The sequence below is a fragment of the Nocardiopsis moroccensis genome, assembly GCF_055763695.1.
On record NZ_CP199747.1, the window covers coordinates 6092842 to 6111467 of the forward strand.

The 18626-nt window shown below is 71.8% G+C and carries 17 protein-coding genes; 9 read left to right on the top strand and 8 right to left on the bottom strand.

All coding sequences use genetic code 11. The features are described from left to right. The first annotated feature begins 65 nt into the window (after window positions 1-65). Window positions 66-1370 carry an MFS transporter gene (locus ACUKCB_RS26925; protein ID WP_473038323.1) on the top strand — a complete coding sequence of 435 codons (1305 nt, stop codon included), beginning with the start codon at window positions 66-68 and terminating at the stop codon, window positions 1368-1370. Here ACUKCB_RS26925 and ACUKCB_RS26930 read toward each other — a convergent pair. The 3 genes from ACUKCB_RS26930 to ACUKCB_RS26940 form a co-directional block, all read right to left on the bottom strand. Next, window positions 1357-2319, bottom strand: a complete 963-nt coding sequence (locus tag ACUKCB_RS26930) for a coiled-coil domain-containing protein (RefSeq protein ID WP_473038324.1) — start codon at window positions 2317-2319, stop codon at window positions 1357-1359. The two genes, ACUKCB_RS26925 and ACUKCB_RS26930, sit on opposite strands and share 14 nt — an antisense overlap. 218 nt (window positions 2320-2537) lie before the next feature. Then, window positions 2538-3095 carry a peptide deformylase gene (gene def / locus ACUKCB_RS26935; protein WP_473038325.1) on the bottom strand — a complete coding sequence of 186 codons (558 nt, stop codon included), beginning with the start codon at window positions 3093-3095 and terminating at the stop codon, window positions 2538-2540. A 112-nt stretch (window positions 3096-3207) separates the two neighbouring features. Further along, complete coding sequence (locus tag ACUKCB_RS26940) at window positions 3208-4020, bottom strand: aminoglycoside adenylyltransferase domain-containing protein (protein ID WP_473038326.1); 813 nt, start codon at window positions 4018-4020, stop codon at window positions 3208-3210. A gap of 827 nt (window positions 4021-4847) precedes the next feature. Between ACUKCB_RS26940 and ACUKCB_RS26945 the strand changes: the two genes are divergently transcribed. Beyond that, window positions 4848-5525: a sirohydrochlorin chelatase gene (locus ACUKCB_RS26945; RefSeq protein WP_473038327.1), complete on the top strand. Its 678-nt coding sequence runs from the start codon at window positions 4848-4850 to the stop codon at window positions 5523-5525. Window positions 5526-5855: 330 nt separating this feature from the next. Further along, entirely contained in the window at window positions 5856-6776 is a 921-nt protein-coding gene (locus ACUKCB_RS26950) for an aminoglycoside phosphotransferase family protein (protein ID WP_473038328.1), read from the top strand. Between the two features lie 49 nt (window positions 6777-6825). Here ACUKCB_RS26950 and ACUKCB_RS26955 read toward each other — a convergent pair whose 3' ends face one another. From ACUKCB_RS26955 to ACUKCB_RS26965, 3 genes are read right to left on the bottom strand one after another with little or no spacing between them, the layout of a single operon-like run. Further along, window positions 6826-7221, bottom strand: a complete 396-nt coding sequence (locus tag ACUKCB_RS26955; protein ID WP_473038329.1) for a cupin domain-containing protein — start codon at window positions 7219-7221, stop codon at window positions 6826-6828. Window positions 7222-7230: 9 nt separating this feature from the next. Next, the gene (locus ACUKCB_RS26960) at window positions 7231-7908 is read right to left on the bottom strand and encodes a response regulator (RefSeq protein WP_473038330.1); all 678 of its coding nucleotides are present in this window, start codon (window positions 7906-7908) and stop codon (window positions 7231-7233) included. Further along, window positions 7889-10423, bottom strand: coding sequence for an ATP-binding protein (locus tag ACUKCB_RS26965; RefSeq protein ID WP_473038331.1), 2535 nt, complete (start codon window positions 10421-10423; stop codon window positions 7889-7891). Before ACUKCB_RS26965 ends, ACUKCB_RS26960 begins: the two co-directional genes overlap by 20 nt. Window positions 10424-10574: 151 nt before the next feature. Between ACUKCB_RS26965 and ACUKCB_RS26970 the strand changes: the two genes are divergently transcribed. Continuing rightward, window positions 10575-11588 carry a hypothetical protein gene (locus tag ACUKCB_RS26970; protein ID WP_473038332.1) on the top strand — a complete coding sequence of 338 codons (1014 nt, stop codon included), beginning with the start codon at window positions 10575-10577 and terminating at the stop codon, window positions 11586-11588. Between the two features lie 98 nt (window positions 11589-11686). Here ACUKCB_RS26970 and ACUKCB_RS26975 read toward each other — a convergent pair whose 3' ends face one another. After that, entirely contained in the window at window positions 11687-13321 is a 1635-nt protein-coding gene (locus ACUKCB_RS26975) for an FAD-binding oxidoreductase (RefSeq protein ID WP_473038333.1), read from the bottom strand. A gap of 17 nt (window positions 13322-13338) precedes the next feature. On the opposite strand from ACUKCB_RS26975, the gene ACUKCB_RS26980 reads away from it, so the two are divergent. The 5 genes from ACUKCB_RS26980 to ACUKCB_RS27000 all read left to right on the top strand — a co-directional run bounded on the left by ACUKCB_RS26980 (window position 13339) and on the right by ACUKCB_RS27000 (window position 18099). Beyond that, window positions 13339-13926, top strand: a complete 588-nt coding sequence (locus ACUKCB_RS26980; protein ID WP_473038334.1) for a TetR/AcrR family transcriptional regulator — start codon at window positions 13339-13341, stop codon at window positions 13924-13926. A 79-nt stretch (window positions 13927-14005) separates the two neighbouring features. Beyond that, window positions 14006-15538: a glycerol-3-phosphate dehydrogenase/oxidase gene (locus tag ACUKCB_RS26985; protein WP_473038335.1), complete on the top strand. Its 1533-nt coding sequence runs from the start codon at window positions 14006-14008 to the stop codon at window positions 15536-15538. A gap of 256 nt (window positions 15539-15794) precedes the next feature. Then, window positions 15795-16346 carry an ATP-binding protein gene (locus ACUKCB_RS26990; protein WP_473038336.1) on the top strand — a complete coding sequence of 184 codons (552 nt, stop codon included), beginning with the start codon at window positions 15795-15797 and terminating at the stop codon, window positions 16344-16346. Window positions 16347-16602: 256 nt separating this feature from the next. After that, window positions 16603-17502 (top strand): bile acid:sodium symporter family protein, encoded by a 900-nt coding sequence (locus tag ACUKCB_RS26995; RefSeq protein ID WP_473038337.1) that lies wholly within the window; start codon window positions 16603-16605, stop codon window positions 17500-17502. A 51-nt stretch (window positions 17503-17553) separates the two neighbouring features. Next, the gene (locus tag ACUKCB_RS27000; RefSeq protein WP_473038338.1) at window positions 17554-18099 is read left to right on the top strand and encodes a DinB family protein; all 546 of its coding nucleotides are present in this window, start codon (window positions 17554-17556) and stop codon (window positions 18097-18099) included. A 12-nt stretch (window positions 18100-18111) separates the two neighbouring features. Here ACUKCB_RS27000 and ACUKCB_RS27005 read toward each other — a convergent pair whose 3' ends face one another. After that, window positions 18112-18615, bottom strand: coding sequence for an LURP-one-related/scramblase family protein (locus ACUKCB_RS27005; protein ID WP_473038339.1), 504 nt, complete (start codon window positions 18613-18615; stop codon window positions 18112-18114). Window positions 18616-18626: the final 11 nt, after the last annotated feature.

The window sequence follows — 18626 nt, forward strand, 5'->3', positions numbered from 1 at the left end:
GACGGTACCGGGGGGCGGGGTCGGGGCGCATCGACAGCCCACCGTGACTCGGCTAGAAAGGACGGATGATCCGATCTCGCTCCTCCTCCACCGGACCCGGGGCCCCGGAGTTCACCGAGGCAGACCTCCCCGGCCTGCGGGGGCGGGGCTTCGCCCTGCTCATCATGGCCACAGCGGTCGGCCTGTGCGGGTTCGCCGCCGTCCTGCCCCTGGTGCCCCTGTGGGCGAGCCGGGGCGGCGCGGGCGAGTTCGGGGCGGGCGGCACCACCGCCGCGTTCATGCTCACCACCGTCCTCACCCAGTTGGGCATGCCCTGGCTGCTGGACCACGCGGGCGGATACCGGTGGACGTTCCCCGTCGGTTCCCTCGTCATGGGCCTGCCCATGCCGTTGTTCGCCCTCACCACCGAACTCGGCCCGCTGGTGGCGGTCTCGGCGGTACGCGGAGTGGGGTTCGGGATGGTCACCGTGGCCGGGACGGCGCTCGCCGCCCGCCTGGTCGCCAAGGAACAGGTCGGCCGGGCCACCGGCTACTACGGTCTCGCCGTCGGACTGCCGCAGATCGTCATCCTGCCGGGCGGGGTGGCGCTGGCGCTCAACATCGGCTTCGGTACCGCTTTCTGGCTCACCGGGATCTGCGGTGTGCTCGCGGCGGTGCTGGCCTCCGGGATCTGGTTCGCCGACGGCGGCCGTAACCGGGCGGCGCTGCGCGGTGCGGACGCGGGCACCGGACAGCCGGGCGGGGACGGCAGGCCGGCATCCCCCCGCGGACTTCCGCTCCTGGCCGCCCTGGCCGCGCCCCTGGTCATCATGCTGGTGGTCTCCTCGGCCGCCAGCGCGGTCGTCACCTTCCTCGCGATCCCGCTCGAACAGGCGGCCTGGCTGGTCAGCGCCCTACTGGCCGCCTACGCGCTCACGCTCGTCACCGGCCGCTGGACCGCGGGAGTCGTGTACGACCGGTACCGGCGCACCCGCCTGCTCCTGCCCGGGATGGCCGCCGCGGCCGTGGGCGCGGGGCTGCTCACCGCCGGACTGTGGGCCAACGGAGACGGCACACCGGGCGCGGGCGTCGCCCTGCTGGTGTTGGCGGGGGCGGCGCTGTTCGGACTCGGCTTCGGCGCGGTGCAGAACGAGACCGTCACCGTGATGCTGGACCGCGCCGGACCGGCCGGGTACGGCCGGGCCAGCGCGGTGTGGAACATCGGCTACGACGCGGGCACCGGGGCCGGGGCGATCGGCCTCGGCCTGGTCATCCAGCTCGCGGGTTACGGGCCGGCCTTCGCGGCGGTGGCCGTCACCCTGACCGCCGTCATCCCGCTCGCCCTGCGGCGCCGCCGAGCGCCGGGGCGGGCCGGACTCAGTACGAGCTGATGTGCACGTGGTCGTAGTGGTTCTGGGTCAGGTCACCGCGGTCGTTCATCCACGTCCACTGGCGCGACGTCGACTGCCAGATCTGCTGCTCCCAGATGATGTACTTGATGCCCAGCCGGTCGGCGTTGGCGATCCCGTAGTCGGAGATCTGCTGCCCGAGGTCCCTGTTCGCGGCTGAGGGCGCGGCACCGTTGGCGCTCATCATGAAGTCGCAGGCCCGGCCGGTGCCGTGGTCCTGTGCGCTCGGCCGCCAGCAGCCCACCGGGTAGGGCGCGCCGAACTTCATGATGATCTCGTCGCGGATGGCCGCCATCCGGGGCGTGGTCTGCTCCCAGCCGCCGCCGCGCGCGCTGTCGGGGATCGTACCGTTGCCTGGCGTCTCGGGGATCTGCTCGGCCTCGTACTCCTCGATGCGCGCCTCGACGTCCTCGCGCTGCTCCTCCAGCTCCTCGACGAGGTCGGAGGCCTCGCTCAGCTCCTCCTGGAGCTCCTCGGTGACCTCGGCCTGCTCGTCGCGCAGGTCGATGAGTTCGGAGATCTGCTCGGCCTGGCTGTCCCCGAGGTACTCCATGGTCGCCGCGTCGTTGAACATGTTCTCGGGTTCGCTGGAGAAGACGATCTGCAGGGTCGGGTCGAAGCCGTCGCCCTTGTAGCGGGCCGCGGCGATGGCCGACACCCCGCCACGGGAGTTCTCCAGGCGCTTGTCGAGGTCCTCCAGCTCGGCCTCGGCGGCCTCCACCCGGTCCTTGATCTCGGTGTACTGGAGCAGCTCGCCGTCGTAGGTCTCCTCCAGCTCCTCGGCACGCTTGTTCAGTTCGTCGATGTCCACGTCGTCGTCCGGCTCCGCATGGGCCGCACCGGGCAGACCGATGAGGGCCAGGGCCGTGAGAGCGGCGAGGGACGCCGTTATCCGGCCGTGGCGAGGGGCGTTACGAGGAGTGGATGTCATTGTCTGCTCCGTGGACGGTCTGAGAGCATCCGCTACGCCGGGGGGACGGGCTGTGCCGTCACGGGAGGGGAGTTGCTCAGCAGACCATACGAGATCTTGGCGTTAGGTGCACAGTGAGTCGACTCGCGTTGCTGTGGGGGAAATGGCGGGGGTCTGTCCAGAAGATACCCGGGCCGGGTGACCACGCCGGACGCCTGGGTCCGTGAACGCCGTTCGGATCAGCCGTTGCCGCCGAAGGCACTGGGCAGGCGTACGGAGGTGGTCGGGGCGGGCCTGTCCGCGGGCAGGAACCAGTCCGAGCGGCGGATGTCACGCAGGGCCCGTTTGCGGTTCTCGGCGTCCAACCGGTCGATGTAGAGCATGCCGTCCAGGTGGTCGGTCTCGTGCTGGAGACACTGCGCCATCAGCCCGGTCCCCTCGACGGTGACCGGTTCGTTGCGCAGGTCCACGCCCCTGACCACGGCGCGCTCGGCGCGCTCGGTCCGGTACCAGAGCCGGGGGATGGACAGGCAGCCCTCGTCGCAGTCCTGGAGTTCGGCCGACAGCTCGACGATCTCCGGGTTGATCACGTAGCCGATCCGGTCCTCGACGGAGTAGCTGAACACCCGCGAACCCACCCCGATCTGAGTGGCGGCGACACCGGCGCGCCCGGGGGCGTCCACCGTGTCGAGGAGGTCGCGGACCAGCTTCTCCGTCCGCTGGTCGAAGGTGGTCACGGGCGCGGTCCTGGTCACGAGGACGGGATCGCCGAAGCGGACGATGGGGCGCATGGTCATGCGACCAGGTTAGTTGCAGGCCGCAGTTCCCGGGCACGGAGCGGGAGAGGCCGGGCGCACCGCCGTCAGGGCGGGAGCCGGTGCGTGGGCGGGCTTGTGGCGGGGGAGCGGTTCAGGTGGCCAGGCCGGGGCGCAGCGACTCGTCCAGGACCATCTCGATGTAGTCCAGGGCGGCGCGGCGGCGGGCGAGGGCGCTCTCGTACAGGGAGGGCGCCTGGACCCCGCGGCGGACACGCAGGCACTCGTTGACGATGCGCTGCCAGCGCTCGGGGAAGGCGTGCAGGGCGTACAGGCCCGCGCCGGACTTGGAGGTGATCTCGCCGGTTCTGAGCGTGAAGTGCAGGCGGCTGACACTCAGCACGCTCCAGGAGGGGGCGAGGGAGCCGAGGACGGCGAGGCCGCGCGGGGTGACCAGGCGTCCGGCCTTCTCCCGCCAGCGCCGCCACTGTTCGTCGAGCGACCCCAGGGACCAGGTCCGCAGGCTCTCCGGCTCGTCCCACACGTCCAGTTCCACGGGGTGCGGTCCGCGTACGGTGACGCCGCGGTCGGCCAGGACGTGCCAGTTGGCCGGGTTCACGTCGGCGGAGGCCCGGTGGCGGAACCTGCCGTTGACGACGGAGGGGACGGGGGCGCAGTCGGCGGGGTCCCGGTTGAGCTCCTCCGAGGTGACGTGGATGCCGTTGAACTGGGGGCGGGGGACCTCCTGCCGGGTCCGGGCATGGATCCGGCGCAGGGCGTCGAGGTCGTCCTGCTCGACGCGGCGGCCGGTCACGGCGACGAAGTCGACGTCGCTGGTGTGCGGACGGAAGTCGCCGAGAGCGACCGAACCGGTCAGGTAGAGGCCCTGGACCAGTCCGGGGGCCTCCTGGTCAGCGTTGGCGAGGAAAGCCTGGGTCAGCGTCTGCACCCGAGGGTGGACGGCCATGCTCACTCCAGTCTGGGACGGTTCGGTGGTGGCTTACTGTGCGGATCGAACGGAGGTCGCGCCGGTGCGCTGTCCGGGGCCCTCCCGCCCCCGTGGCGGAACTGGCGCCGAGGTGCTGGTGGGGCCCTGCGGCCCTCCGTTGCTTCCCAAGTGTGGTCGGGGCGTCGGATGATGGCAAGTGATCACGCCGGACTCTCACCCTGTCCCCCCACGTCAAGTGGTGTGCGGTTACGGCGGGGATGGGGAGCGCGCACCCTTGACAGTGAGAGCGGTTCTGTGGCAGGGGATGCGCGGTTCGCCGGCGCGGGCCCGGACCTTCGCGGGCGCGGACACGGACCGTTTCGACGGCCGCGGTCCCGAAGGTGGTTTTCCGACGGTGCGGCCGTGCTCATTCCTTCGCACGTGCACCTGGCTCGTGCATTTGCATTCGCAGTTTTCCGGGTCGGATTTCTCTAGGGAGATCTTTGGGGTCGTCCGGGGTTCGATATCGGAAAAAGTGGCGTCCAGCACGTTCTACCCGCCGGTAGTTTCTGGGGGCGTGTGCCGACTTCGTATGTTATACGAGGTCAGTGATCTTTGTGTGCGGTGTCTGGGGGTTGGCTGCCTTCTCCGTGCGGTGTCCGGGGGCGCACGACACCTCCGGAGGAAGTGGACACGGAGTCGTTCTTGATGGATTGTTATGATTCACCAAGGCTTCCCCAGGTGATAACCAAGTAAGCCATTGTCTGCTGTTTTCATCCGCGTAACACAAGGGCACTCCCCTGAAACTGCGCCCCTTTACGCTCGGCGGGTGACGGTAGAACTCACAGCGACCCAAGGAGCCGTGCATGGTCCCCACGATGGTCCTCGTAGCCGATGATTCGCGTGACGCCCACCGACGCGAGGCCCTGTGCGGGCTGGCGGAGGCGGTGGCCGAACGCGGTGAGGCCCCCGTGACGGCAGCCTTCGGCAGTCCCGCCGAGGTCAGCGCCGCGATTCACTCCGTCCGCGGCCCCAAGGTGGTGGTGCCCGCCTTCGTCGCGGGAGGGGACGTCGCCAGCGCTCACCTGCTCTCCCGTCTCGACCTCGGTCAACTGGAGAACTCCTGCCACACCTCGCCCCTGGGTGCGGTCCCCTCCATCGTCGCCGACCTCGCGGGTCGCCTCGCCGACTCCGGATGGAGGACCGAGGACGGCGTGGTCCTCGCGGCCGACGGGACCACCGGCGCGGAGGAGCGCCAGGTCGTCATGGACGTGGCCCGGATGCTCAGCCGCAGGCTCTCCTCGCCGGTCCAGGTCGGATACCTGCGTACCTGGGCTCCTTCCGTCTTCGACGCGGTCGACCGACTGCGCCGCGACGGTCGCGACCGGGTCGCGGTGGCTGCCTGGAGGCTGGTCGACGGCCCCGACTTCGACCTGTTGCGCGGGCTCGACGCCACCGCCATCACGGCCCCGCTGTGGCCCTCCGAACTGGTCGTGGACACGCTCCTGGCCCAGCACCGTGCGGCCAAGAGGCGCCTCGCCTGACGTACGCGCTCCGGTACTCGGGGTGATATCACCGTTGAGAACAGCCACGACATCGTTACCCGGGCCACGCGGGTGGGTAGGAGCTCCATGGGTGGGAACTCCCCACACCCGCAGCGCGGTACCCGCCGACGTGTCGACACCCGAGTGGTGCGGAGACGGTTCGGGCGCGGCCCCTTCACGAAGTTCGTGCGTGTCAGCCCGGTGCGGAGCTCCTCCCGAGGCCGGTTCGGGCCCCGAAGACGCTCGTCCTCCGCGGACCTCCCCGTCCGTTGACGCGAGACGGGGCCGGGCTCCGGCGGTCGTCGACGCGAGCGAACCTAAGGTGGATGCATGAACGACGTCACAGCGCAGTTCGTCGATGGCCGGCAGCGTCGCCGTCTCGAACGGCGCTTCGGGGCCCATGTCGCCGCATGGCTCACCGAACTGCCCGCGATCGTCGAGAAGCTCGCCGCCGAGTGGGGGCTGACCGTCGAGGGCCCCGCTCCGCACGGTCGTACGTCCGTCGTCATCTACGTCCGTCGCACCGACGGCAGCGAGGGGGTCCTGAAGATCTCCCCGGACAGCGGACTCGCCACCTCGGAGGCGGGGCTCCTGCGGATGTGGAAGTCCTCCGCACGCGTCCCCGACGTGTGGGGCGTGGACGCCGGGAGCGGGGCGATCCTGATGGAGCGGATCGAGGGCGAGACGGTCGCGCGCACGGGCGTGGTCCCCTCGATGGAGACCATCGGAGGTCTCATCGCCCAACTGCACGCGGTCCAGGTCAGCCCCGCCGAGCGGATGGAGCTGCGTCCGCTCTCCGCGCGCGTGCAGTACGTGTTCGAGGTGTGCGGGCGGGAACGCGACGAGGGACCGGCCGCCGACATCGTTCCGGCCGCGCTGATGCACCGGGGTGCCGCCTCCGCCAGGGACCTGGCCCACGGGACGGTCGATGTCGTCCCGCTGCACGGGGACCTGCATCCGGGCAACGTCATCGACGGCGGCGCACGCGGACTCGTCGTCCTCGACCCGCGCGCCTGCCTGGGTGACAGCGCCGCGGACGCGGTCGACTGGGCCGTGTGGAAGGCCGAGAGCATCCCCGAGGTGGAGCGCCGCGTGGGTGTGCTCTCCGACGTGATGGCGGTGGACGGCGACCGGATGATGGAGTGGGTGCGCGCCTTCGCCCCCTGCTTCGCGGTGGCCAAGGTCAACCGGGGACAGACCGACTCCGTGGAGTTCGACCTGATGATGGACCTGTGCGGGGCGACCACCTGACGGTTCGGTCCGCAGGAGGTGCCGGGGAGTCCCCGGAAGCGCCCCGGGGCTACCCCGGCGCCTGGTAGCCCGGGACCGAGGGCCGGCGAACGGTCAGCACCACCGACTCCTCCTCGGCGAGCCAGGAGTGGCCGACCCCCCGCCCCCACACCACGTAGTCGCCCTGCTGTTCCAGCAGCACGCTCCGGCCCGGGAGCTCCACCCGGAACCGTCCGCTGATCAGCACCAGCAGCGCTGTGCGCTCCTCCGCCGCCACCCAGGCGGTCCGCTCGTCACCTGCCGGGTGCACGCCCCACTTGATCTCGACGTCCTCGCTGTGGCGGGGGTCGGCGGGGTCCTTGAAGTGGCCGAGCAGCCATCCCCGGTCCAGAGCCGAGTCCTCACCTGCGTTGCCCACGTGGACGCCGCCGTTCTCCACCCCGCCGTTCGGTGCGTCGTCGTCCATCGGGATCGCTCAGCCCTCGCGTTCGAAGCGGTAGCCGCGACCGGCCTCGGTGATCAGGTAGCGCGGGTGGGCCGGGTCCGGTTCGAGCTTGCGGCGCAGTTGGGCCAGGTACACCCGCAGATAGTTGGTCTCGTTCTGGTAGCTGGGCCCCCACACGTCGTGCAGCAGCTGACGCTGGCTCACCAACTGCCCGGCGTTGCGGGCCAGGAGCTCCAGGATGTGCCACTCCGTGGGGGTGAGCCGCACCTCCTCGCCGTCGCGCAGCACCCGCTTGGCCCCCAGGTCCACGTCGAAGGAGCCGGTGCGCACCACCGGGGCCTCCTCCACCAGGACGGCCCGGCGCTCGGCGGCCCGCATGCGCGCCAGCAGTTCGTCCATCCCGAACGGCTTGGTGACGTAGTCGTCCGCGCCCAGGTCCAGGCAGCGCACCTTCTCACCCGCGGAGTGCCGGGCCGACAGCACCAGGATGGGCACCTGGGACCAGCCGCGCAGCCGCTGGATGACCTCGACGCCCTCCATGTCCGGCAGGCCCAGGTCCAACAGCACCACGTGGGGGTGGTTCTCCGAGGCCAGCCGGAGCGCGTTCGCACCGTCCGCGGCGGTGTCCACGTCGTAACCGCGTGCCCGGAGGTTGATCCGCATCGCCCGGATGATCTGCACGTCGTCGTCAACGACCAGGATGCGCATGCCTCTCCTCTTCGTCACCGCTGTCCACCGCCCGCAGCGTGAACACCATCGTCAGCCCGCCGCCGGGGGTGTCCTCGGGGGCGAGGGTGCCGTGCATCGCCTCAACGAAACCACGCGCCACCGCCAACCCCAGCCCCACCCCGGTGCCCTGGGGTGCGTCGCCCAGGCGTTGGAAGGCCTCGAACATCCGCTGCTTGGCCTCGTCCGAGACCCCCGGCCCGCGATCCACCACCCGCAACTGCACGCTGTCGCCGTGCGCGCTCGCCGCCACCAGCACCGGTGTCCGGGGGTCGGGGTTGTACCGCACCGCGTTGGTGACCACGTTGGCCACGGCCCGGTCCAGCAGACCCGCGTCCACCCGCACCCGCGGCAGAGCCTCCGGGACGTCCACCACGACCGCGTCGCCGGGCACCCCCAGCAGGGTCGCCGGGAGTACCTCGTCCAACGCGACCGCGCGAAGCTTGGGCCGCACGCTGTCGGTCTGCACCCTGCTCATGTCCAACAGGTTCCCGATGAGCCGGTTCAGCCGGTCCGCCGACTCCTCGACGGTCTCCAACAGCTCCGCGCGGTCCTGCGCGGAGAGCTCGATGTCGGTGGCCCGCAGGCTGGACACACTCGCCTTGATGGAGGTCAGCGGGGTGCGCAGGTCGTGCGAGACCGCCGCCAGCAGCGCCGTGCGAATCCGGTTGCCCGCCACCTGGCCGCGCGCTTCGGCCGCGTCCCAGGCCAGACGCCGGTGCTCCAGGGCGATGCCCACGTGTGTGGCGAAGGCGCCCAGCACCCCCCGGTCGGCGGCGGGCAGCACCCTGCCGCGCAGCCCCAGCGCCACGGTGTCGGAGACCGACACCAGGGCGTCCGCCTCCTCCGGGGACTCACAGGCCGGGGCGCCCACGCTGTGCACCGCGTGCCAGCGGCCGTCCTCCAACCGCTCCAGCAGGGTCGCCGACCGCTGCCCGAAGGTCTCCCGGATCCTCCGCAGCAGCGCCTGGAGCGGTTCGTTCCCGGACAGCACACTCGCCGCCAACAGGGTGATCGCGTCCGCCTCGGCCCGGCCGCGCGCCGCCTGCGCCGAGCGGCGGGCCGCCATCTCCACCATCACCGCCACCAGTGAGCCCACCAGGACGAACACCGCCATCGCCAGGAAGTTGTCCAGGGACACCGAGGGCCGTCCGTGCAGCGGCGACAGCAGCACCGTGAGCAGGACCGCGCTCCACAGCGCCGAGGCCAGAGCCGGACGCAGGCCCCCCACCGCGGCGGTGACCACCGTGATGAGCAACAACAGCAGGGGGTCCGAGGCCGGGCCGACCCCGTCGAAGACCGGCAGCGCCAGCACGAGGGTGAGCAGGAGCGGGGCCATCAGCGCCAGCGCCCACCCCCACACCCTGCGGTGCCCGTTCAGGCCCCGGCCCGGTGCGGGCAGCGGCCAGCGGCCCCGGCCCACCTCCTCGTGCGTGACGATGTGCACGTCGATGTCGCCGGACTCCCGCGCCACGATCGTGCCCACCCCGGGCCCGAACACGTACTGCCAGGCGCGGCGGCGCGAGGAACCGAGGACGATCTGGGTGGCGTGGACGCCGCGTGCGAACTCCAACAGGGCCGAGGGCACGTCGGCCCCGACCACCTGGTGGTAGGTGGCGCCCAGCTCGGCGAGTAGGTGCCGTTGCCGTAGCAGCTCACCGGTGGGCCGTTCACCGATGCCGTTCGGCGGGACCACGTGCACCGCGAGCAGGTGGCTCGGCTGGGGGCGGCCGCTGCGGGAACGGGCCGCGACCCGGGCGGCGCGGCGGATCAGCGTCTCGCCTTCGGGTCCCCCGGTCAGCGCCACCACGACACGCTCCCGTGCCTCCCAGGTGTTGCGGATCTCGTGTTCGCCCCGGTAGCGGGCGAGCCCCTCCTCGACCCGGTCGGCGGTCCAGAGCAGGGCGAGTTCGCGCAGGGCCGCAAGGTTGCCCTCGCGGTAGAAGTCGGCCAGCGCCGCGTCCACCCGCTCCGCGGGGTGCAGGTCGCCGCGGGCCATCCGGCGGCGCAGTTCCTGGGGGGTGACGTCGACGAGCTCGATCTCCTCCGCCTCGCGCACCACCCGGTCGGGGACGGTGTACTCGGGCCGCACCCCGGTGATCTGGTGGACGACGTCGTAGAGGGAGTCCAGGTGGTGGACTCCCACCGTGGACAGCACGTCGATCCCCGCGTTGAGGAGCTCCTCCACGTCCTGCCAGCGGGTGGGGTTGGGGGCGCCGGCACCGTTGGGTCGGGCCAGGTCGTCGACGAGGACCAGTTGGGGCGCGCGGGTGATCACCGCGGCGGTGTCCACCGAACCGGAGGGGTGCGGCGGGAGGGTCTCCAGGCCCTCGAGGAGCTCCGAGGTGTGGAGTCGACGGTGGGTGTGCACCGCGCCGACCACGACGTCGGCCCCGAGTTCGGCCCGGCGGCGTGCCTCGGCCAGCGCGTGGTGGGTGGTTCCGACACCGGGGGCGGAACCCAGGTGGATGCGGAGTCTTCCTTTCACGCCTTCCATTGTGGGTCCGGGGGTGTGCTCCCGGTGCGGTTCCGGTGTGATCCCGGCGACTCCGGGTGACCGGAAGCGGACTATCGCTGCCTTCGTGAGGCTTGTGTCCGATAGAACTGGATGGCCCTTTTCGACAGCGCACACCACGAGGTACCTCCCCATGGGACAACCCCCGCACCCGTACGGCCCGCAGGACCCCTCCCAGGGGCAGCCCGGCCAGATCCCGGGGCAGTCCGGCCAGCCGCCGCAGGGTCCGCCGCCCGGGTACGGCCAGCAGGGCCCACCGTCCCCGCAGGGTCCGCCCGGGCAGCGCCCGCAGGGAGGAATGCCACCGCAGGGACCGCCGCCCGGCCATGTCCCGCAGGGGCCCTTCCCCGGGCACCCGGGTCAGCCGCAGCAGGGGATGCCGCCGCAGGGTCCGCCGCCCGGGCAGTACCCGCCGCCGGGCCAGTACCCGCCCGGCCACGGCCCGCAGGGCCCGGGAGCCGGAACGCCCGGGAAGAGCAGGACCGGGCTGATCATCGGCGGTGCGGTCGGGGCGGTGGTGCTGGCGGTCATCGGCGGCACTCTGGTCTACGTCAACTCCGGCGGTGACTACCTCGCACTGCCCGACGACTGCTCGGAGGTGGTCGGCGACGACCTCCTGAACGACGTCTTCGAAGGTACGGTCCCGAGCCTGGACGGTGAGTTCACCCGGGAGGACACCGCCGAGGAGGACCTCCACGGCATGCTGTTCTGCTCGGGTTCGGCGAACGGGGTGGAGCTGGGCGTCCACGTCCAGTTGTACGACCGCGAGGAGTCGGACCGGGAGTCGGACATGGACCGCGCCTTCGACATGGAGGGCGAAGGGGGCAATCTGATGCAGGACGAGGAGATCCCGCCCGGCAAGGTCACCGAGCACTCCTTCGGCACGAACACCCGCACGGTCCAGATCCTGTGGAACGAACCGTCGATCGGGGACCGGAGCCTCGTCCTCGGGTCGGTCGATCCCGGCAACGACGACTACATGTCGCAGTTCGGCATGGGTGTCGCCCGGCAGGAGAACGCGGTCCTCGCCCTGACCGTCGACTACTCCGACGCCTCGTCGACCCCGGAGGTCGAGGAGATCTATGACAGGACCGAGGCGGCGCTGGGGGCTGTTGCCGAACAGCTTCCGCGGGTGGCCGAGAGGTAGGCGCGGCCGGGGAACGGGCACAGGCGGACTGCCCGGCCCGAACCGGCGGGTGCCGCGGCGGGCCCGACCGGGGGTCCCGGCCGGCCCCGGCCGACGGCTCAGGCTTCGGGAATGAGCTTGCCCGGGTTGAGCACGCCCTCCGGGTCCAGCGCCGACTTCACCGCGCGCAGCACCTCGGCGCCCAGCGGACCGAGTTCGGCCGTCATCCACGGCCGGTGGTCGGTTCCCACGGCGTGGTGGTGGGTGATCGTTCCGCCGTTGGCGACGATCGCGTCCGAGGCCGCACGCTTGGCGCGGTCCCAGCGCCCGGCCGGGTCCTCGCCCGCCCCCGTGGCCACGGTGAAGTACAGCGAGGCGCCGGTCGCGTAGGTGTGCGAGACGTGGCACTGGACCACCGCGCCGCTCTCGTCGTCGTCCAGGGCTCCGGTCAGCGCGCCCACCACCGCCGCGTGCAGCGGCAGCAGGTCGCTCCAGGAGGCGGCGGTCTCCAGCGTCTCGGCGAGGACACCCGCGGACAGCAGGGTGTCGCGCAGGTAGGGCGCGTGGAAGCGGGTCTCGCGCCAGTGCGCCACGGGGTCCGGGCCGAGCGGGGTGCCGCCCGCGGCCTCCAGCAGCCGCCGCACCACCGCCGAGCGTGAGGCGACCTCGGCGTCCGTCCCCTCGAAGCCCAGCACCGCCTGACAGCCGGGGACGGCCTCACGCCCGCCGAGGGCCGCGTTCACGAAGGTCTCGGTCTCGTCGGAGAGCCGGGCCATGGTGGGCCGGGTGTCCGACTGCGCGAGAGCGCGCAGCGCATCGACCCCGGTGGCGTAGTCGGGGAAGGACCAGGCCTCGTCCAGAACCCGCTCCGGTCTGGGCCGCACCCGCACGGCCACCTCGGTGATCACGCCCAGGGTGCCCTCCGAACCCACGAGGAGCCGGCGCAGATCCGGGCCGGCGGCCGAGGCCGGCGGGCCACCGGCCTCCAGGGTGCCGCGCGGGGTGGCGACCCGCAGGCCCACCACCATGTCCTCGAAGCGGCCGTACCCGGCGGAGGCCTGGCCGCTGGACCGGGTGGCGGCGTACCCGCCGATGGTCGCGTACTCGTAGCTCTGTGGCATGTGCCCGAGGGTGAGCCCGTGCTCGCCCAGCATCTCCTCGGCGTGCGGGGTGCGCACACCCGCGCCCAGGACGGCCGTCAGCGAGGTGGCGTCCAGCGAGACCAGCCGGTTCAGGCGGCGCAGGTCGAGGCTGATCACGGCCCGGAAGCCGCCGTCGACCGGGGAGACCCCGCCCACCACGCTGGTGCCGCCGCCGAAGGGCACCACAGCGACCCGCTCGGCCGAGCAGGCCGCCAGGACCCGCTCCACCTGGTCGTGGTCGGCCGGGTACAGAACCGCGTCGGGTGCGGGGGACGCCTTCCCGGCCCGGCGGGAGAGCAGGTCCGGGGTGCTCTTGCCGCCGCTGTGCAGCAGGCGGGCGGTGTCGTCGGTGCGCACCTGCGGCGCCCCCACGACCTCGGCGAACACCTCTCGGAGCCGCTCGTCCAGGCGGGACTCGGACAGGACCACGTCCTCCTCGGCCACCGGAGGCATGTCCTCGGTCCGGGTACGCAGTACCTGGGAGACGAGTTCGCGCGTGCCGGGGTCGAGTTCCCCGGCCTTGGCGGGGTCGCCCCAGGCGAACCAGCTCATGTCCGGTACGGCGCCGTCGGGGGCTGCTGGGGCGTGTGCAGTGCGAGCATCGTGGGTCATGCTCTACAGTTTTACACATGGCGTCAAAACGTAACGTAGAGGACGAGATCCTCGACGCGGCCCGCACCTGCGTCGAAGCCTTCGGGGTGCGCCGCACCACCCTGACCGACGTGGCCCGCCGCGCCGGGGTCAGCCGTCCCACCGTCTACCGCCGCTGGCCCGACGTGACCGCCCTGGTCGCCGACCTGCTCACCCGCGAACTCCGGCGCATCCTCATCGCCGAGGAAGTGGCAGCCGAGCAGGACAGTACGGCCGAGAACGTCCGGACCCGGCTGGTGCGGCACGCCGCCGGGGTCGCCCGCGCGATGCTCGCCCACCCCCTGGTCGGCCGGATCGTCGACACCGAACCCGAACTCCTGGCCACCTACACGTTCCACCGGCTGGGCAGCAGCCACCGGGCCGCACTCGAACTGCTCGAACCGGCCCTCGCCGAAGGCCAGGCCGACGGTTCCGTCCGCGGGGGCGACCCCGGCGTCCTGGCCCACCTGTTCATGGTCACCGTGCAGAACACCGTGACCTCCCGCCGCCTGTTCACGGAGGTGCTCGACCAGGACGGGCTGGTCGACGAACTGTCCGTGCTGCTCGACGGATACCTGAGCCCCTGACCGCACCGGCCCGGCCCGGCCCACCGCCCTCCCGGATCCGCGCGGAACCGAACCACCATCCCCCGGAAAGGACGCCCCGATGCGTCAGCACACCCGGTCCACGTCCCTCAACGCCGCCCGCAGGGCCGCCGACCTCGCCGACCTGGAGGCACGTCCCGAGGTGGACGTCCTGGTGGTCGGCGGGGGAGTCACCGGGGCCGGAGTGGCCCTGGACGCCGCCTCGCGGGGCCTGTCCACCGTGCTCGTCGAGCGCGAGGACCTGGCTTTCGGAACCAGCCGCTGGAGCTCGAAACTGGTCCACGGCGGGCTGCGCTACCTCGCCAAGGGACAGGTCGGCATCGCCTACGAGAGCGCCCGCGAACGCGACGTCCTGATGCGCGTCACCGCACCCCACCTGGTCCGGCCCATGCCCATGGTGATCCCCGTCCACCGGGGCACCGGCCTGGCCCGGGCCCTCTTCGTTCGCGCCGGGACGGGGATGGGCGACCTCCTGAGGGTCCTGTCCGGAACCCCCGCCAACGTGCTCCCCGGACCCCGGTTCCTCAACGCCCGCCAGACCGGGCGGCTGCTGCCCGCGGTCCGGACCGAGGGGCTGCTCGGCGGCATCCTGTCCTTCGACGGCCAGCTCGTCGACGACGCCCGCCTGGTCCTGGGGATCGCCCGCACCGCGGCCCGCGAGGGCGCCCGGATCATCACCCGCTGCTCCGCCGACAGCGTCAGCGCCGACGGGGCCGTCCTGCGCGACGAGACCGACGGCCGACTCCTCCCGGTACGCCCGCGCGCCGTGGTCAACGCGACCGGGGTCCACGCCGACGCACTCGACCCCCGGATCCGGTTGAGCCCCAGCCGAGGCACCCACCTGGTCCTGGACGGGGCGGCGCTCGGCCGCCCCAGGGCCGCGCTGACGGTTCCGCTGGACGGCAGCGTGAGCCGGTTCGTGTTCGCCCTTCCCCAGCCCGACGGCCGGGTCTTCGCCGGGCTCACCGACGAGCCCGTGGACGGCCCCGCCGAACGGGTCCCCCGGGTGCCGCAGCAGGACGTCGACTTCCTTCTCGAACAGTTCAACCGGGCCCTGTCCACCGAGCTGACCAGGGAGGACGTCATCGGTTCCTTCGCGGGTCTGCGGCCGCTGCTGCACGGCGACGGAACGAGCGCCGACCTCTCCCGCGAACACTCCGTGTCGGTCGCGCCCAACGGCACGGTGACCGTGGTCGGTGGCAAGCTCACCACGTACCGGGCCATGGCGGAGGAGGCCGTGGACGCGTTGGTCCAAACGCACCGGCTGGTCGCGGGGCCCTGCCGCACCCGGGAGGTGCCGCTGGTGGGCGCGGCCCCGCACGGGGAGCTCGACGCACTGGACGCGCCCCGCCACCTGGTGGCCAGGTACGGGACCGAGGCGGTCGACGTGGTCGCCGAAGCCGGGGGAGACCCCGCGCTGCTCACCCCCGTCGTCCGTGGCATCACCCCCGCGGAACTGCGTTTCGGGGTGCGCCACGAGGGCGCGCTGAACGTTGCCGACCTGCTGGAACGGCGGACCCGGATCGCCCTGGTCGACACGGACCGGGACCTGGCGGAGGCCGCGGCGAAGGAGGCTCTGGCCGCGGCGGGGTAAGGACCCGGGAAGGAGGGGGCTCGGTTCCGGGAGGGGAAGGCGCGGGGGCGGTCCCCGGGGCGGGACCGCACGGTGCGTGAGATGGAGGACGCACGGTTGATTCGGGGAACTCGCCACACCGGCCTCCCCTGTTCCGCGACGATGTCATCGCGTAAGGTCATACCGGTTCGAGCCCTCTCACCCCTCGGACACTCCCGCAGCCGCCCCCGTTTCCGGCTCGCCCGTCCACTGAGCCGCCCCGCCGAAGGAGTCAGCCATGCCCACGCTCGTTGCCGTGCCCGCCCTCACCAAGACCGGGGACACCGTCCTCGAGAGGGTCCCGGACGAGTACCGGCACTACTTCAACGGCCGGGCGCCGGTCCCGTTCACCAAACGCCGCTGGGAGTTCGCCGGCGAACCGGTCAGCGTGCCGCTGGTCCGCGCCTTCCTGGAGACCTGCTCGGCCGGACGTGACTCCGACTACCAGTACGTCCTCACCCTGCTCGGGGCGGAGCTCGCCACCAACGCGATCCGGCACAGCCGCTCGGGGGAGCCGGGTCAGACCTTCGTGCTCCGGGTGGACCGGGGGCCGAACGGACTGACCGTCACCTGCCGCGACCAGGGGACCCCCGTGAACGCCCTCAGGGGCGAGGGTGGACAGTTGTTCGCTTCGCCCCCCGAGGAGCGTCTGACCGCCGAGGACGGGCGCGGCCTGGCACTGATCGACAGCTTCGCCACCACCTGGGGGGACAACGGCCACCCGAGCATCCGCAAGGTGTGGTTCCACCTGGCCTACGACATGACCGGAAGTTCCTGGCCCGCGGCCTGAGGGCGCTCCGGGCACGGCCCGGGGCGGCCGGGGAACCCGCTCTTGCCACCGGTCGTGGCGCGTGCCACTATTTTCTACCCACGGGTAGCTGTGGCGCAGATCACGAATCGGCGCGATTCCGTGCGCTTCCCGGAACCCTTCCGGGAAGAGCTCCGGACGCCGCGGTCACTCCCACGTCGGCACCGTGCACCGAACGCGGTCCGCGCCTGCCCGGCCGTCCGCGCCGCCTCCGGCGGCCCTTCCCCCAAGGTGCCCCATGGACTCCGCCCTCACGACGATCGGCCTCCCGATCGCCCTCGGCGTCATCATGTTCGGTCTCGGCCTGTCCCTGACCGTCAAGGACTTCACCCGACTGCTCTCCATGCCCTGGACCATCGTCCTGATCCTGGGCTGCCAGATCATCCTGCTGCCGGCCTTCTGCTTCGGCCTGGTCCTGGTCTTCGTCAGGTACCTCGACCTCTCCCCGCTGCTGGCGGTGGGCATGATGCTGATGGCCGCCTCCCCGGGCGGCACCACCGCGAGCCTGTACAGCTACCTGTTCAGGGGCAACGTCGCACTCAACATCTCGCTGACCGCGATCAACTCGCTCACCGCCATGGTGACCCTGCCCCTGATCACCGGGTTCTCGCTCGGCTACTTCACCGAGGGCGGGTCCATCGGCCTGCAGACCGACAAGATGGTCCAGGTCTTCGCGGTCATCCTCGTGCCCGTGGCCGTCGGCATGTTCGTCCGGGCGAGGATGACGTCCTTCGCCGAACGCATGGAGAGGCCGGTCAAGCTCGGGTCGGTTCTCGTGCTCGTCGCGGTCATCGTCGGCGCCCTCGCCGCCGAGTGGGCCAACCTGCCGGGGTACATCGTCTCGGTCGGCCTCATGGTGCTCGTCTTCAACCTGGTCAGCCTCACCATCGGCTACTGGGCGCCCCGGCTGGTCGGTACCGGGCGCGGCGAGGCCATCGCCTCCTGCATGGAGATCGGCCTGCACAACACCACCCTGTCGCTCACCATCGCGGTGACCGTCCTCGGCAGCACCGAGATGGCCGTCCCCTCCGCTGTCTACGGTGTACTGATGTTCCTCACGGCCGCCGCGGCGGGCGCTCTGCTCACCCGCCGCAGGGCCCGGGAGGAGGCGGCCGAGCCCGCCGGAGCCGAGGGCTGAGCCGCCCGGTTCCCGCGGTCCCCTGTCGGTGCCCGGGCGCACACTGGCACCATGCACCGGATCCCACCGCAGAACCTCTCCGAACCCTGGCCCGCCGAGGGCCGCCCCGCGCCGCCCCGGGGCGGCACCGAGGCCGAGGTGCTCAGCGGCTACCTCGACTGGCACCGCAGGACCCTGGAGGCCAAGTGCGGGGGACTCACCCCCGAACAGCTCTCCGCGAGGTCCGTCGCCGCATCCTCGCTCAGCCTGCACGGGCTGGTGCGGCACCTGGCCGGTGTCGAGCGCTGGTGGCTGCGCATCCAGTTCGCGGGGGAGGACCTTCCGCTGCTGTACTACTCCGACGAGGACCCCGACCAGGACTTCGATCGGCTGGACGGCGACCCCGCCGAGGCCTTCGCCGTCTGGCGGGCGGAGGTGGAACGGTCCCGGGAGATCGTCGCGGCGGCCGACTCGCTGGACGAGGCGGGGACGGAGGCGCGTTCCGGTGAGCCCGTCGAACTGCGGGCCGTTCTGGTGAAGCTCATCGCCGAGTACGCCCGGCACAACGGTCACGCCGACCTGCTGAGGGAGAGCATCGACGGTGCCACCGGCCACTGAGCCGCACGGACGTCAGTCGTCCTCGTCCTCTCCGGTGAGGGCGTCCACGGCCACCGCCACGCCGACCACCAGCGCGGGGTCGCCGCCGAGATCCTGACGGTGGGTGTTGACGTCCACCGCGTAGGTGTCGCGCATCCGGAACCACTTGTGGGAGACGACCGCGACGGTGCCCTCACCGTCGCTGATCGAGTACTCCTTGTCGAGGAAGCTTCCGACGACCTCCCAGTTCGGGCCGTTCTCGAGCTCCACGTCGAGCTTGTCCCGGACCGGGTTGAAGAGCCGCTTGCGCACGGTCGCGGTGGTCCTGCCGTCGCGCTCGACACGCATCTGGTCGCGGACCCTGAAGAGCTTCCTGCGGATCACCGTGAGGACCTCGCCCTCCGGGTTCTTGAGTTCGAAGGTGGTGCGCATCCGCAGCGCCTTGCCGTCCACCCAGAAGACCTTGGTGCCGTGTTCGTCGGTCACCCAGAAGTCGTCGCCGATGTCGAAAACGCGTTCGCGTACCAGGAACTTCATGCACCGACGCT

Excerpts from the sequence above, each read along its gene's own strand:
- ACUKCB_RS26925 (WP_473038323.1), top strand. The coding sequence starts at position 66 with ATGATCCGATCTCGCTCCTCCTCCACCGGACCCGGGGCCCCGGAGTTC.
- ACUKCB_RS26930 (WP_473038324.1), bottom strand. The coding sequence starts at position 2,319 with ATGACATCCACTCCTCGTAACGCCCCTCGCCACGGCCGGATAACGGCG.
- def (WP_473038325.1), bottom strand. The coding sequence starts at position 3,095 with ATGACCATGCGCCCCATCGTCCGCTTCGGCGATCCCGTCCTCGTGACC.
- ACUKCB_RS26940 (WP_473038326.1), bottom strand. The coding sequence starts at position 4,020 with ATGGCCGTCCACCCTCGGGTGCAGACGCTGACCCAGGCTTTCCTCGCC.
- ACUKCB_RS26945 (WP_473038327.1), top strand. The coding sequence starts at position 4,848 with ATGGTCCCCACGATGGTCCTCGTAGCCGATGATTCGCGTGACGCCCAC.
- ACUKCB_RS26950 (WP_473038328.1), top strand. The coding sequence starts at position 5,856 with ATGAACGACGTCACAGCGCAGTTCGTCGATGGCCGGCAGCGTCGCCGT.
- ACUKCB_RS26955 (WP_473038329.1), bottom strand. The coding sequence starts at position 7,221 with ATGGACGACGACGCACCGAACGGCGGGGTGGAGAACGGCGGCGTCCAC.
- ACUKCB_RS26960 (WP_473038330.1), bottom strand. The coding sequence starts at position 7,908 with ATGCGCATCCTGGTCGTTGACGACGACGTGCAGATCATCCGGGCGATG.
- ACUKCB_RS26965 (WP_473038331.1), bottom strand. The coding sequence starts at position 10,423 with ATGGAAGGCGTGAAAGGAAGACTCCGCATCCACCTGGGTTCCGCCCCC.
- ACUKCB_RS26970 (WP_473038332.1), top strand. The coding sequence starts at position 10,575 with ATGGGACAACCCCCGCACCCGTACGGCCCGCAGGACCCCTCCCAGGGG.
- ACUKCB_RS26975 (WP_473038333.1), bottom strand. The coding sequence starts at position 13,321 with ATGACCCACGATGCTCGCACTGCACACGCCCCAGCAGCCCCCGACGGC.
- ACUKCB_RS26980 (WP_473038334.1), top strand. The coding sequence starts at position 13,339 with ATGGCGTCAAAACGTAACGTAGAGGACGAGATCCTCGACGCGGCCCGC.
- ACUKCB_RS26985 (WP_473038335.1), top strand. The coding sequence starts at position 14,006 with ATGCGTCAGCACACCCGGTCCACGTCCCTCAACGCCGCCCGCAGGGCC.
- ACUKCB_RS26990 (WP_473038336.1), top strand. The coding sequence starts at position 15,795 with ATGCCCACGCTCGTTGCCGTGCCCGCCCTCACCAAGACCGGGGACACC.
- ACUKCB_RS26995 (WP_473038337.1), top strand. The coding sequence starts at position 16,603 with ATGGACTCCGCCCTCACGACGATCGGCCTCCCGATCGCCCTCGGCGTC.
- ACUKCB_RS27000 (WP_473038338.1), top strand. The coding sequence starts at position 17,554 with ATGCACCGGATCCCACCGCAGAACCTCTCCGAACCCTGGCCCGCCGAG.
- ACUKCB_RS27005 (WP_473038339.1), bottom strand. The coding sequence starts at position 18,615 with ATGAAGTTCCTGGTACGCGAACGCGTTTTCGACATCGGCGACGACTTC.